13 protein-coding genes are annotated in these 14,308 nt (G+C 37.9%); all 13 read right to left on the bottom strand.

The features are described from left to right. Window positions 1-5 precede the first annotated feature (5 nt). Window positions 6-1,274 (bottom strand): ABC transporter permease, encoded by a 1,269-nt coding sequence (locus AC3QLY_RS01005; protein ID WP_218330518.1) that lies wholly within the window; start codon window positions 1,272-1,274, stop codon window positions 6-8. 142 nt (window positions 1,275-1,416) lie between these two features. Continuing rightward, on the bottom strand, window positions 1,417-2,910 hold the full coding sequence (locus AC3QLY_RS01010; protein ID WP_074419367.1) for an IS1634 family transposase: 1,494 nt from the start codon (window positions 2,908-2,910) through the stop codon (window positions 1,417-1,419). A 93-nt stretch (window positions 2,911-3,003) separates the two neighbouring features. Beyond that, window positions 3,004-3,330, bottom strand: coding sequence for an ABC transporter permease (locus tag AC3QLY_RS01015; RefSeq protein ID WP_492990305.1), 327 nt, complete (start codon window positions 3,328-3,330; stop codon window positions 3,004-3,006). Window positions 3,331-3,608: 278 nt separating this feature from the next. After that, window positions 3,609-5,000 (bottom strand): NADH-quinone oxidoreductase subunit N, encoded by a 1,392-nt coding sequence (locus AC3QLY_RS01020; RefSeq protein ID WP_492990307.1) that lies wholly within the window; start codon window positions 4,998-5,000, stop codon window positions 3,609-3,611. Between the two features lie 130 nt (window positions 5,001-5,130). After that, window positions 5,131-6,567 (bottom strand): complex I subunit 4 family protein, encoded by a 1,437-nt coding sequence (locus AC3QLY_RS01025; protein ID WP_218330520.1) that lies wholly within the window; start codon window positions 6,565-6,567, stop codon window positions 5,131-5,133. Window positions 6,568-6,589: 22 nt separating this feature from the next. After that, window positions 6,590-8,497 carry an NADH-quinone oxidoreductase subunit L gene (nuoL, locus tag AC3QLY_RS01030; RefSeq protein ID WP_074418235.1) on the bottom strand — a complete coding sequence of 636 codons (1,908 nt, stop codon included), beginning with the start codon at window positions 8,495-8,497 and terminating at the stop codon, window positions 6,590-6,592. Window positions 8,498-8,551: 54 nt separating this feature from the next. Further along, on the bottom strand, window positions 8,552-8,887 hold the full coding sequence (nuoK, locus tag AC3QLY_RS01035; RefSeq protein ID WP_074418234.1) for an NADH-quinone oxidoreductase subunit NuoK: 336 nt from the start codon (window positions 8,885-8,887) through the stop codon (window positions 8,552-8,554). A 39-nt stretch (window positions 8,888-8,926) separates the two neighbouring features. Beyond that, on the bottom strand, window positions 8,927-9,430 hold the full coding sequence (locus AC3QLY_RS01040) for an NADH-quinone oxidoreductase subunit J family protein (RefSeq protein WP_068243041.1): 504 nt from the start codon (window positions 9,428-9,430) through the stop codon (window positions 8,927-8,929). A 108-nt stretch (window positions 9,431-9,538) separates the two neighbouring features. Next, a complete protein-coding gene (gene nuoI, locus AC3QLY_RS01045; protein WP_074418233.1) occupies window positions 9,539-10,072 on the bottom strand; it encodes an NADH-quinone oxidoreductase subunit NuoI in 534 nt (177 codons plus the stop codon). A gap of 113 nt (window positions 10,073-10,185) precedes the next feature. Beyond that, complete coding sequence (gene nuoH / locus AC3QLY_RS01050) at window positions 10,186-11,232, bottom strand: NADH-quinone oxidoreductase subunit NuoH (protein ID WP_075051844.1); 1,047 nt, start codon at window positions 11,230-11,232, stop codon at window positions 10,186-10,188. A 19-nt stretch (window positions 11,233-11,251) separates the two neighbouring features. Next, on the bottom strand, window positions 11,252-12,352 hold the full coding sequence (locus tag AC3QLY_RS01055; RefSeq protein ID WP_075051845.1) for an NADH-quinone oxidoreductase subunit G: 1,101 nt from the start codon (window positions 12,350-12,352) through the stop codon (window positions 11,252-11,254). Window positions 12,353-12,398: 46 nt separating this feature from the next. Next, window positions 12,399-13,757, bottom strand: a complete 1,359-nt coding sequence (gene nuoF / locus AC3QLY_RS01060; RefSeq protein WP_218330521.1) for an NADH-quinone oxidoreductase subunit NuoF — start codon at window positions 13,755-13,757, stop codon at window positions 12,399-12,401. A 34-nt stretch (window positions 13,758-13,791) separates the two neighbouring features. Further along, on the bottom strand, window positions 13,792-14,292 hold the full coding sequence (locus AC3QLY_RS01065) for an NADH-quinone oxidoreductase subunit NuoE family protein (protein WP_218330522.1): 501 nt from the start codon (window positions 14,290-14,292) through the stop codon (window positions 13,792-13,794). Window positions 14,293-14,308: the final 16 nt, after the last annotated feature.

The following is a 14,308-nucleotide window of genomic DNA, read 5'->3' on the forward strand; positions in this document are numbered from 1 at the left end:
GAGCGTTACTCATATCGTAAAGCAACAATTGGATTTAATTTAGCAGCTTTTATTGCCGGGTACAATCCTGCTGCAAACCCAACCAGAGAGCAGATTACAATACCAATACTTACCCATAACCAGGGCACAACAAAACCGGTTTTCAATACCATTGAAAAAATATTACCAACCAAAACACCCAAAATAATTCCAAATATTGCACCAAGTAAACTAATAATCATACTTTCAAATAAAAACTGCTGCCTTACATTTTTGCTTTTTCCACCAATTGCCTTAATAAGACCTACTTCACGGGTACGTTCATTTACCGAAACCAGCATAATATTCATTAAACCAATGGCAGCACCAATTAAAGTAATAATACCAATAGCCGCAGCCGCACCTGTAATACTACTTAAAAAAGTAATAAACAGTTCTGCAAACTTATCACTCTTTTCAATGGTAAAATTATCCGCATCTGTTGGCAGCAATTTTCTGATACCTCTGAAATGCGCTGTAGCTACACCTATTGCAGGATCTAACATCGCTACATTTTCAACCATTACGCCAATAAAATACGACGGTGAGGCATTGGCTAAACGACGAGCACTGTTGTAAGAAGTTACCACTATATCATCCTGCCGCAATAAACCACTCGATCCTTTGCTTTTTAGCACACCAATTATGCGGTAAGGTATTCCACCAACTTTTATAATATGATCAACAGCTGTTTCAGGATGATCTCCAAACAATTTTGTAGCAACATTGCTACCCAACAAACATACATTACGACCACTTTCCACATCCAAACTATTCAAATTTCTGCCAACTGCTACCGTAAAACCATTTACCGTTAAATAATTTTCATCACCACCCCAAACAGTTACAACGGGATTGGTTTTTTTATCGCCATAATAACACTCTACATTACCGGGCCCGCGCATATACACACTTACAATAGATGGGTATTGATAGGTTTGTTTAAAATAAACCGCATCTTCCCGCCGTATGGTTTTATCGAGGTTCGAAACTTTATCCTTCACTCCTCTTGCCGTTTTCTTTACACTTTGGTCTCTTCCAAAACGGATACGCGATTCTTTGTATTTTATTACAAAAGCATTGGCCCCCATCGATGAAAAACTTTCCCGCAAGCTTTGATTCATAGCCTGAATAGCGGTAATAATTCCAATCAACGCCATAATGCCAAATGCAATAATAGCAACGGTTATACCGGTTCTCAGCTTATTTCCTTTTACCGTTTTAAATGCCAAATTAAATGAATCGGTTAACGTCATTAATAAGTTTTTGTATTAAAATCATTCTAAAGATAAGGCGCAATCAGATAGTTTAAAACCAAAAAGGATAAACGTAGCAAAAAATAAACAGACGGTAATGGCGGCTATTTAACCCTATGAGTAATTTCCTGACTTGTCCGATTTAGTGCGGTCTAAGAATTTTTGTGATAATTTCTTGTAGATGATTCGGCACATGAGCTCTCATTCTTATTTCTTTTTTGGTTATTTTATTTATTAATCGGGCATCTGTGATCTTTTTACAATGGGTTAAAAATGCTCTTATGGACAATGTTGCTGTTATTTCAATATGTTTTGATATAGCTAATGCCATAAAGCAAATAAGTATATGTAATTGTATGGGCTCTTCTTTAAAATGGAAAATTGGGCGAGTTTGTAAATCGTTTTTTGAGACCCTAAATGCTTGTTCTACTTTATATAAATCATGATAGCGACTTATTATGGTTGCATTATCGGCAACAGCTTCTTTAATGTCTGTATAATATCCTTTAATCCCCAGTAGCTTTGTGGTTTTTTCAATAAGCTTTTCGTTCAGCATCATATTACTATCGCCTGATTTGAGGTATTTTACCCTCTTCATTTTTGAGGGTTGAGTCAGCATCAATTTTGCTCTCTCTATTTGCCTGTTCATCTCAAATTTATCTTTATTATAGCGCTTTTTAGAGAAGCTACAAATTAGATAGCCATTTTCTGTTTTAAGCCGAATCACGCTCCCATCTATTTTTGGAAGTTTCGCATCTATTGTTTCCAACAAGTGGGCCGACACATTACCTAGCCTTGCACCTACTATATAGTTGATTTTTTCTACTCTCAATGCCTCCACATTTTCGGTACTTATCATGGCTGCATCAGCAACGACCGTAAAGTTTTCTACTTTATGTTTTTTGATAAAAGATTTAATGACAGGAATCAACGTATGACCCTCAAATGTATTACCTGAAAACACCTCATAACTTACAGGAAAGCCTTCGGGTGTAACCATGAGTGCCACCACAATTTGTGGTTGTTGCGACTTGTTGTCTTTAGAAAATCCATTCTTGCGAAGTTCGTCCTCCGTAAATGTTTCGAAATACAGGGTCGTAACATCATAGAACAATAAAGAAAAATCAAATCCATATTGTTTTCTGGCAAAATCAAGCGTTTTTTTCTCTATTCTTTCCTTTAAAACAAGCCATTTATGTGCTGATTCATAAAACTGTTGCCTGCGGTGTTTAATGCCAAAATAAGATTCTATTAACTCAATAGAACGAAGTTTGGAACCAGGCTCAACGATTCGAATCACTACAAAATCATTCAACAAAGCATCCGCTTCTAAAGTATAACCAATTTGGTGCTGCACGGCTCTCAATACATCGTACAAATAAGTAAGGTAAATCCCTATGAATTCACATTGACTAACCAATACTGCCTCCTCGCCAGGTTTGGAATCTTCAAATAGATATAATTGTTTGGTATAATCAGCAATAAATAGCCTGGCCATTTCTTCCAGGGCAAATATTTCTTCGTTAGTAGTTCCTGAACCAATATGTTTGATGATAACCCGTTTACTGTTTTGATAATGATAAACTTGTACAGAACGAGAATTTCCCTTTGTTTTTACAATTCTAATGTGTAGCATTTGACCTGGTTAGTGCGGTCAAAATAGATAAAAAGTATCATAAGTAGTTGATTATCAGAAACTATTTGTTTGGATTATGGAAAGGCGGACAAGTCAGGAGGTTTGTTTAAAATAAACCGCATCTTCCCGCCGTATGGTTTTATCGAGGTTCGAAACTTTATCCTTCACTCCTCTTGCCGTTTTCTTTACACTTTGGTCTCTTCCAAAACGGATACGCGATTCTTTGTATTTTATTACAAAAGCATTGGCCCCCATCGATGAAAAACTTTCCCGCAAGCTTTGATTCATAGCCTGAATAGCGGTAATAATTCCAATCAACGCCATAATGCCAAATGCAATAATAGCAACGGTTATACCGGTTCTCAGCTTATTTCCTTTTACCGTTTTAAATGCCAAATTAAATGAATCGGTTAACGTCATTAATAAGTTTTTGTATTAAAATCATTCTAAAGATAAGGCGCAATCAGATAGTTTAAAACCAAAAAGGATAAACGTAGCAAAAAATAAACAGACGGTAATGGCGGCTATTTAACCCTATGAGTAATTTGAATCAATTTTAGGTAACCCGGCTTCTGCTATTTTGGGCATCGCCTGTTGTGTCACTCACTCTTGTAGGTTCAGTTATTATGGCAGCATGTTGCGTTGCTGTAGCAGTTACTACTGATTAGATAAACATTGTGAAGAGAATTGATTAAAAACTAAAAGTAAAACCAGTTTAGAATAATAGTTGGGAATATGCCAATTAAAATAGTAACTACAGCAAGCAAAATCAGCATAATGCAAAACCCTTTACTGAATAAATGCAATTCCGGATTGCCCTTTTTAAAATACATGGCCTGTATTACTCTGAAATAGTAAAAAGCACTGATGGCAGCAAAAATTACCGCAACAATTACCAACCAGGTTACTGAGCTGCCGCCGTATTTAATGGCAGATAACAACATATAATACTTTGCAAAGAACCCTGCCGTAAGCGGAATGCCTGTTAAGGATAAAAGAAATACGGTGGTGGTTCCGGCCAGTAACGAACTTTTTTGTGCAAGGCCATTGAATCCTTCCAGCGATATATCTTTCACTTTTTCCAACACGGCGAAAATGCCAATAGTAGCCACAGAGTAGGCCACAGTATAAATTAAAATACCTTCTTTAGCTACATCATTTTCGGCAAAAACCGCAAATAGCATAAATCCGGCCTGGGCAATACTGGAATAAGCCATCATCCGTTTTACGCTTTGTTGGAATACCGCGGTAATATTTCCAACCAACAAAGTGGCAATAATTACAACCGGTAAAATAATTTTCCACGACAAACCCATTTCAACTGCCTTATTATCAAATAATCGTATAAATGTAATAAAACCGGCTGCTTTAATAATCGTTGCCATATATGAAGTAAAAACACCGGGTGCACCATCGTATACATCGGGCGTCCAGAAATGAAAAGGAGCAGCAGAAACTTTAAAAGCAATGGCAATAAATACCAGCACCAAACCCAATGGGTCTAATATGCCATACTCATTTGATACTGCAGAGGGTTTAAGGGCGTCTATTTCAAATCCGCCACGGGCACCATACATTAAAGCAATACCCATTAATAAAATACCGGTAGAAAATGAACCCATCAGGAAATATTTCAACGAGGCTTCATTACTTTTTAAATTCCGCTTATCAGCACCGGTTAGAATATATAATGGAATGGACATAATCTCAATGCCCAAAAACAGCATTAAAAGCGAGTTGTAAGAGGTTAAAATAGCTATACCGGCTAATGAAAAGAAAATTAATGCAAAGAATTCTGCAGCATGCCGGCCATTGCCGATCAATGTAACATCTGAACCACTGATTAAAGTAAACAAAAATGTAGCAGCAAAAGCAAGTGTATTAAAATACAAGCCAAATTTTTGAAAATTCAGCAAACCATGCGTAGGAATATAAATACTAAAAATACCATAAGTATCAAAAATGTTGGCCAGTAAAACCACCAATAAAGCTACCAGTGCCACATTTCTGATGGTTGATTTTTGTTGTGTGATAATGCCTGTAAACATCATTACAACACCCGCTACTGCCGAAAATATAATTGCGTTCATATATTAAAATATAGTTATTCGCCCTGTTGAATTGTTCTAAAATGTATCAACTTTATTCGTAATAAAAACTTTTTTGTTTATACACTGCAACATCATTCTACTCAGAGTATGTTTTTCACTTACAGCTATTTTATTGCACCAATAATTCTTTCACTGTTTCATGGGTTAAGTGTATCATTGGCTCGGGATATATACCAAAAAAGAAAATTACAACCACCAGTATCCATAAAATAAACCGCACATGTAGCCCTGCATCTACAGCATGGGTTATTTGAATGGCCAAATCACCATAAAAAATTTTTTGTACGGTATTTAATGTATATACCGCAGTTAATATAATGGTAATCAGTGCAAAAATGGCTATTACCATATTGTATTGAAACAGACCATTAAACATTAAAAACTCGCCAATAAAACTATTGGTTAGCGGCAATGCAATATTTGCAAGTGCCATAATAACAAAAAGTATAGCTAATTCCGGAGCTTTTTGTGCAAGACCGCCTAATTCGCTCAATTTGCGGGTACCCAATTGCTGTTCAATTGCATCTGCCACAATCCACAATCCCAATACTACTATACCATGGTTAAACATTTGTACCATTACCCCATTCCATCCCACCTCTTTCTGTGCAAAAATGGCAGCACACATTAAACCAATATGTGCAATGGAAGAATAAGCTATCACTCGTTTAAAATCATCCTGCCGGATAGCGATGAGTGATGCATACAACATTCCGATCACTGCAAGAATGATAATGAAATTTGCAAAATGAGTGGTAGCCTCAGGAAAAACAGGCACTAACCAACGAATGGTGGCATATAAACCCATTTTTACCATAATGGCACTTAGCACCATGGTTACACCGGTTGTAGCCTGTTCATAAGCATCGGGTTGCCAGGTATGTAGCGGAAATAAAGGCATTTTGATAGCAAAAGCAATAAAAAATAACCAAAAGAATACATATTGCTGGTGGGTGCTTAAATGCAAATGGTAAAACGATTCAATAGCAAAGGAGTGATTACCGGGGGTTTGAAAATATAAATAAAAAATTCCGATTAGCATTAGCAACGAGCCCACAAATGTGTACACGAAAAATTTGAATGTTGCAGCAATTCTTTTTTCTCCACCCCAGTTAGAAGCAAGAAAATAAACCGGAATTAAAGCAAGCTCCCAAAAAAAGTAAAATACCAGCGCATCGGCTGCAACAAAAACACCCATTAACCCTGCCTGAGTTAATAACATACCGGCAAAAAAATTGCCCGGCTTCGTATAACTATTTTTATAAATGGCAACAAAAATAATAGGAAAGCCGATTGCAGTTAATAAGGTAAGCATGCTGCTCATCCCGTCCATGTGTAAATCAAAACCACTGCCTAATGCCGGCAACCAGGGTAAATGAATAGATAAAGCATCAGCATTGTTAAAAAAGTAAATACCACTTAATGCAATGGCCAAAGTAACAAGCGCAATCAGTAATGACCAGCTTTTGGCTGCTTTATCTTCTTTCAACAAAAAAGAAATAAGGCCACCAATCAGAGGAACGATTATTAATAAAAGAGGAATCATAGCTATTATTTGCCTGGGGCTTTTAAAATATTTTACTTAAATAGGTATAAATATAACCGTCGTTTATCCAAATTAAAACCAATACAATCATGGCCAGTACCATAAAGAGTATGTATCCGCCTACCTGTCCGCTCTGAATTAATCTTACCTGCCGCGACGCATACAAAACAAATCTTCCTACCCCATTTACTACACCATCAAGACCACTTTTTTCAACAATATTTTTTAAAACTCCTGCAAATCTGTTCAGTGGTTTTACAACAATTCCATCATATAATTCATCGATGTACCATTTATTAGCCAGAAATTTTCCAACGCCTGTAGGCTCTTCTAATTCAGGATGTTTGGTAAACCTGCCCAATGCAAATAAAATGGCGATGGTTGCTATGGCTACAGAAACACCCATTAATAACCATTCTGTTGCATGTGGCATTTCGGTTGATGTTTCAGTAGTTAAAACAGGTTGTAACAAATGATGAAATAAATTGGCACCCGGAGCCATTACGGTAGGTATACCCACCCATCCGCCAATCACACTTAAAATAGCCAGTAAAATTAAAGGGAAGGTCATAGCAGCAGGGCTTTCATGTAAATGATGTTCCTGATCATGTGTGCCTCTGAAGTTGCCCAAAAAAGTAGTGGCATATAAACGGAATATATAAAATGCGGTTAATGCTGCACCTGCTACTCCTAATACCCAGTAAACAGGGTTTTTTGCATACGCCGCAGCCAGAATTTCATCTTTAGAGAAGAAACCGCTAAATGGAGGAATACCTGAAATGGCTAAACATGCCAACAGGAAAGTAATATGGGTAACGGGCATGTATTTACGTAATCCACCCATTTTTCGGATATCCTGTTCATTGCCCATAGCATGTATTACAGAACCGGCTCCCAGGAATAACAATGCTTTAAAAAATGCATGTGTCATTACATGAAAAACCGCACCTGAGTATGCACCTACTCCTAATCCTAAAAACATATAACCCAACTGGCTCACTGTGGAATAGGCCAATACTTTTTTAATATCATTTTGTTTGATGGCAATTGTAGCCGCCAGTAAAGCAGTAGCCACACCAATGATAGCAATAATGTTTTCAGTTACCGCACTCATACTATATAATACATTGCTACGTGCAATCATGTATACCCCGGCAGTTACCATGGTAGCTGCATGTATTAAAGCTGAAACCGGAGTTGGACCGGCCATTGCATCGGGCAGCCATGTATACAAAGGTATTTGTGCGCTTTTACCGGTAGCTCCAATAAAAAATAACAGGGTAATTCCGGTAACATCAACAGCACTTAAGCTTCCGGTTCCGGCAAAAACTTCACCATAAGTTAATGTGCCTAATTTAGCAATCAACCAAAAAATTCCCAGCAAAAAACCGACATCACCAATACGGTTCATGATAAAAGCTTTTTTCGCAGCATAGTTATAATCATTGTTTTTAAACCAGTAACCAATTAACAAATAAGAACATAAGCCTACACCTTCCCATCCCAAAAACAGAATAAGGTAATTACCGCCCATTACCAAGAGCAGCATGGAAAACACAAACAGATTCAGATAAGAAAAATAACGTGCAAAATGTGGCTCAGCTTCTTCATGCATGTATGAGGTTGAATATACATGAATTAGAAAACCTACACCGGTAATAATTAACATAAATAAGGCAGAAAGTGCATCAACCTGAAAAGAAAATGGAATGATTAGTCCCTTAATATCAATAAAATTGAAATAAGTTTGAATAATAGGGCCATTAGATTTTACCTGCCAGAATAAACTCAGGCTGACTAAAAAAGCCACTAAAATTACGCCACAGCCTATTAAACTAACTGCCCGTTTAGAAAGTGATTTTCTAAGCAATCCGTTGATCAGAAATCCTGCAAGCGGCAGTAATGGTACTAAGTAAACTAATTGATTCATATTATTCGTTTAAAGTAAGGCTTACCACAACAGTATAAGCTTCCCTTTTATCATTTAATTCTTTAACCGGTTTAAAAAATTTACATCTACAGAATGTGCATTTCTGTACATCATTACAATAATGGCCAATCCAACACTTACTTCAGCAGCTGCTACCACCATTACAAAAAACACAAAAATTTGTCCATCCGTTCCGGCATTGTTTACTTTCTCAACCGCACTTGCTACTGCATGATGCATTTTTGAAAAAGCAACGAGTAGTAAATTTACTGCATTGAGCATCAGTTCTATACTCATAAAAATAATGATGGCATTTCTGCGTGTTAGTACACCTGCAATACCAATACAGAACAGTGCTAAACTTAAAAAAATATAATATTGTATGGGCATAATCTGTTGGTTGTTTAAAAAACTTATAAAGAATGCTGACTAATCTTTTTTCCCAATCACCACTGCTCCCACCATCGCACTTAAAAATAAAATACTGCTTATTTCAAAGGGCACCACATACGTACTGAATAATGCTTTTCCCAAATTTGAAATCAACCCGATACTTCCTTCTTTCATCATGGCTGTTTTGGCTTGCAACTCGGGCGCCTGTCTGATTAATGATACCAATATCATTAAAAAACAACCGGCTGAAATGGCACCGGCTAATTTCATCCAAATATTTTTCTGAGGTTCTGTATCCTTATTCAAATTCATTAACATGATTACGAAAAGAAACAACACCATAATAGCACCAGCATATACAATTAAATTTACGATTGCAATGAATTGTGCATTCAGTAAAATATAATGCCCTGAAATGGCAAAAAATACACCTACCAGCCATAACACACTGTGTACCGGATTTTTACTGAGTAAAACCATTAATGCACTTACCAACGCCAGGGCACTTAAAAACCAGAATAAGATTTGTATGGCATTCATTTGATACTATTATTTTTATTTCTGTAACAGACTCACTAAACGAATTAATAAAGATGGTTGATGGAAAATAACCTTGCCATTATTTTACAATGAAAATAATTACAGGGTTTAATTCAATCCTTTTGCTTTTGTATACGCTTCTGGCTCTGTTACAGGGTTGGGTATTAATAAATCTTTTTTACCATATATAAAAGTGGTACGATTAAAATTTGCCGGTGCAAAGGTTTCGCTTAAATAAATAGCATCTTTCGGACAAGCTTCTTCACACAATCCACAAAAAATACAACGCAGCATATTAATTTCGTAGCGGGCTGCATATTTTTCTTCACGATATAAATTTTCTTCACCGGGTAAACGTTCAGCAGCCTCCATGGTAATGGCCTCCGCCGGGCAGGCTACGGCACATAATCCGCAGGCGGTGCATCTTTCCCGGCCTTCTTCATCTCTGTTCAATACATGCAATCCTCTAAACACCGGGCTAAATGGCCTTTTTTGTTCCGGATATTGAATGGTTGGTTGTTTTTTAAATATGTGGCTAAACGTGATTAACATTCCCTTGAAAATATTGATCAGATATAATCTTTCCCAGAATGTCATCGGCTTTCTGTTAACCGGCTGTGCTCTGTTGGTTAGTGCTTGCATGATTGAACCGATGGTTTTAAAAGTTTTGCAAAAATATTTTTATTGTAACTAGTATCCAAGTTTATATTGTTTTATTCCTTGTAACCTGGCATCCCTTTGCTGTGCAATGAAATTTATTTTCCCATCCATAGAATGAGTGCACCTGTAATCAGCATATTTGCCAAAGCCAATGGCACCAGCGATTTCCAGCCCAGGTTCATTAACTGGTCATATCTGAACCTCGGAATTGTCCATCGTACCCACATAAATAAGAAAATGAATATCACCACTTTTATCAGTAAAGCTGCCACGCCTATGATGGCTGCAACATTTGGCGACAATAGGCTTTCATTTAAAAAAGGTACATCATAACCGCCAAAGTAAAGCGTTGCCATTACCACACTGCTGATAAACATATTTACATATTCTGAGAACAGGTAAAAGCCTAATTTCATAGAAGAATACTCCTGATGGTAACCAAAGTTTAATTCATTTTCTGCTTCCGGTAAATCGAAGGGTGTTCTGTTACATTCTGCAAATGCACAGATGATGAATATTAAAAAACCGAGTGGCTGATATACAATATTCCACCAATGACCTGGTTGCATTTGTTGCTTTACAATTTCGCCTAACTGCAAAGTGCCTGTTGTCATTAATAAAGCAATTAAACTTAAGCCCATGGCTAATTCATAACTAATTGCCTGCGATGCACCTCTTAGTGCGGCCATTAAAGAAAATTTGTTGTTAGATGCCCATCCGCCAATCATAATGCCATAAACACCCAAACTTACTACAGCAAATATGTATAAAATACCAATATTTACATCGGCAATTTGCAAGGGAATAACTCTGCCAAATAAATGCACATCACTGCTCCAGGGTATTACGGCACTGGTCATCAAAGCGGCTGTCATGGCCAAAAAAGGCCCTAAAACAAATAATACTTTATTGGAAGTGTTGGGAATAATTTCTTCTTTCATGATGAGCTTTAACCCATCGGCAAATGGCTGAAACAAGCCAAACGGACCAGCACGATTGGGGCCCGGCCTGTCTTGCAAAACCGCCGCCACTTTACGTTCTGCAAATGTGGTATAGAGTGCTATACCCAGACTTGCAAAAATAACAATGGCAATCAGAATTAATTTTTCCAGAAACAATATCCAGTCTATACTTAGTAACATGGCAAATATTGATTGAGTGTTATTGGTTAAAATCGGTTGAATGTGCCGGGCGTTCTAATTCGCTTAAATGTATGTTTGGTTTATTTACTTCACTTACACTATGAATATCCATGAGTAATTTTGGATTCCTGCCTTTCATAATGTTAGGAAAGGTTTCAGTAGGTTTTACCAATCCTACATATTTGTTTTGTGCAATCACTGAATGCCGGTTAACATTAGTGGGGCCTTCTATTACCCAATCGGCCAGATTTTTCTTTTCAAAGCGGCATTCATTGCAAATCCATCCTGTTTTGCCGTTTGAGGCTTCTTTCACTTCACCCCATTCATCTTTTCTGGCAGTTACTCTAAACACCTCATCACCTCTTAACCATAGCTCTGCTTCACCACAACATTTATCGCAATGCCTGTGTGCATTCACAGGTTTGGTAAACCATACCCTGTTTTTAAAACGGAAAGTTTTATCGGTTAAAGCACCCACCGGGCAAACATCTATAACATTACCGATAAATTCGTTATGCAAATTTTTTTGAATGAAAGTGGCAATTTGAGCATGATCACCCCGATCTAATACACCGTGTTCTCTTTTGGAAGAAAGCTGGTCGGCTACAAACACACAACGATAGCAAAGTATGCAGCGGGTCATATGTAATTGAATATATGCTCCTAAATCTACTTTTTTAAAGGTGCGTTTTTGAAATTCGTAACGGCTGCCTTCTTTACCGTGTTCATAACTTAAATCCTGCAAATGACATTCGCCGGCCTGATCGCAGATGGGGCAATCTAATGGGTGATTAATTAATAAAAATTCAACCACACCGGCCCTTGCTTCCTGTACACGTGGCGATGTTACATTTTTTACTTCCATACCATCCATTACAGTTGTGCGGCAAGAAGCAACTAATTTGGGCATTGGGCGCGGATCTTTTTCAGAACCTTTGCTCACCTCTACCAAACAGGTACGGCATTTACCACCACTGCCTTGTAATTTGCTGTAATAGCACATGGCAGGAGGGGTTACCTCTCCGCCAATTTTACGGGCAGCCTGCAAAATGGTGGTACCTGCAGGTACTTCAACCGTAATATTATCAATGGTGACTTTGAATAATGTTTCGTCTGACATATTGTAAAATTCTAAAATTCAAAATTAGCCTTTCAATAAGGCTGGATTAAGCACCTACAGGCACCTGAATAGGGTTGGCATAATGTGCCAAACCAAAATTTCTTACCTGCGCTTCCTGCGGATGTAATACATGCCACTCAAACTCATCCCGGAAATGACGGATAGCAGCCGCTACAGGCCAAGCAGCCGCATCGCCTAAGGGGCAAATAGTGTTTCCTTCAATTTTTCCCTGTATATCCCACAACAAATCTATATCACTAATTTTGCCTTCTCCTTTTTCCAAACGCAATAATATTTTCTCCATCCAACCGGTACCTTCTCTACAGGGTGAACACTGTCCGCAACTTTCATGACGGTAAAACCGGGCCAAAGTATAAGTATGGCGCACTATACACTGGTCTTCATCAAACACAATAAAACCACCACTGCCCATCATGCTTCCGGTAGCAAAACCTCCATCGCTTAAACTTTCATAATTCATGTAACGGGTTTCTCCTTTTGCTGTTTTCAACAACAAATTTGCCGGCAAAATTGGAACAGAAGAACCGCCAGGTATGCAGGCTTTTAAGTGCTTCCCGTTTTTAATGCCACCACAATATTCTTCGCTGTAAATAAATTCTTCTACACTAATGGTCATATCAATTTCGTACACGCCCGGTTTATTGATATTACCGCAGGCTGAAATTAATTTGGTTCCGGTTGAACGGCCTACACCAATTTTGGCATATTCTTCGCCACCCATATTAATAATAGGTACTACTGCCGCCAATGTTTCTACATTATTTACAACAGTTGGTCGTTCCCAAACTCCTTTGATGGCCGGGAAAGGAGGTTTAATTCTGGGATTACCTCTTTTTCCTTCCAATGATTCTAACAATGCGGTTTCTTCTCCACAAATGTAAGCGCCTGCCCCGCGTTGAACATAAATATTACAATTAAAGCCTGTGCCCAAAATATTGTTACCCAGCCAACCGTTTTGTTTGGCTTCTTCAATAGCATTTTCCAAAATACCTACTATCCAAGCATATTCACCACGGATATAAATATAGGTATCATTTGACCCCAAAGCAAAAGATGAGATGATTAAGCCTTCAATTAATAAATGGGGTAAAAACTCCATCAGGTACCTGTCTTTAAAAGTACCCGGTTCACTTTCATCAGCATTGCACACCAAATGGCGGGGTACGCCCTCGGGCTTAGCAATAAAACTCCATTTCATGCCCGTAGGAAAACCGGCTCCGCCACGACCCCGCAAGCCACTTTTCTTCACTTCTTCCACAATGGCTTCCGGAGTCATGGTTTTCAGCGCTTTTTCAACTGCCTGATAACCGCCTTCTCTTCTGTAAACATCATACTGTCTGATGCCTTCTACATGCGCTTTTGATAATAATAATTTTACACCCATTTGTAATTACAATAAAAGTGAATAAATGATGCTTTTAATTGTTGCGTGCAGCATTGCTTCTGCATTCTTCAATAATTGCATCGACTTTTTCTTTCGTTAAATGTTCCCGATATTGTTTTCCCAACTGCATCATGGGTGCATACCCACAAGCCCCCAGGCACTCTACTGTTTTTAGCGTAAACATACCATCGGGCGTAGTTTCGCCGGCACTAATGCCTAATTTTTCTTTGATGTAGCTAATAATTTCATCGCTGCCATTTAGCATACAGGGACCGGTTTGGCATACCTCAAACATGTACTTCCCAACGGGTTGGGTATTAAACATGCTGTAAAAGGTGGCTACTTCATATACTTCAATGGGTTCTAATTGCAATAAATTGGCAACATAATCCATTGTTTCAGCGCTTAACCAACCGCCAAAGCTTTCTTGTGCCAAATGCAATACCGGCAATAGCGCACTTTTTTGTTTGCCTTCCGGGTAACGTTTTACTAAACGATTAAATTCCTGCATTTGCTGTTCTGAAAATTGTACCACAACGCTATATTTTAGT

The sequence above is a fragment of the Hydrotalea sp. GW822-HT8A01 genome, from assembly GCF_058798575.1.

Bases quoted from the DNA above. Each gene is read 5' to 3' on its own strand.
- AC3QLY_RS01005 (WP_218330518.1), bottom strand. From the start codon at position 1,274: ATGACGTTAACCGATTCATTTAATTTGGCATTTAAAACGGTAAAAGGA.
- AC3QLY_RS01055 (WP_075051845.1), bottom strand. From the start codon at position 12,352: ATGTCAGACGAAACATTATTCAAAGTCACCATTGATAATATTACGGTT.
- AC3QLY_RS01040 (WP_068243041.1), bottom strand. From the start codon at position 9,430: ATGAATGCCATACAAATCTTATTCTGGTTTTTAAGTGCCCTGGCGTTG.
- nuoK (WP_074418234.1), bottom strand. From the start codon at position 8,887: ATGCCCATACAATATTATATTTTTTTAAGTTTAGCACTGTTCTGTATT.
- nuoH (WP_075051844.1), bottom strand. From the start codon at position 11,232: ATGTTACTAAGTATAGACTGGATATTGTTTCTGGAAAAATTAATTCTG.
- AC3QLY_RS01010 (WP_074419367.1), bottom strand. From the start codon at position 2,910: ATGCTACACATTAGAATTGTAAAAACAAAGGGAAATTCTCGTTCTGTA.
- AC3QLY_RS01020 (WP_492990307.1), bottom strand. From the start codon at position 5,000: ATGAACGCAATTATATTTTCGGCAGTAGCGGGTGTTGTAATGATGTTT.
- AC3QLY_RS01015 (WP_492990305.1), bottom strand. From the start codon at position 3,330: ATGACGTTAACCGATTCATTTAATTTGGCATTTAAAACGGTAAAAGGA.
- nuoL (WP_074418235.1), bottom strand. From the start codon at position 8,497: ATGAATCAATTAGTTTACTTAGTACCATTACTGCCGCTTGCAGGATTT.
- nuoF (WP_218330521.1), bottom strand. From the start codon at position 13,757: ATGGGTGTAAAATTATTATTATCAAAAGCGCATGTAGAAGGCATCAGA.
- AC3QLY_RS01025 (WP_218330520.1), bottom strand. From the start codon at position 6,567: ATGATTCCTCTTTTATTAATAATCGTTCCTCTGATTGGTGGCCTTATT.
- nuoI (WP_074418233.1), bottom strand. From the start codon at position 10,072: ATGCAAGCACTAACCAACAGAGCACAGCCGGTTAACAGAAAGCCGATG.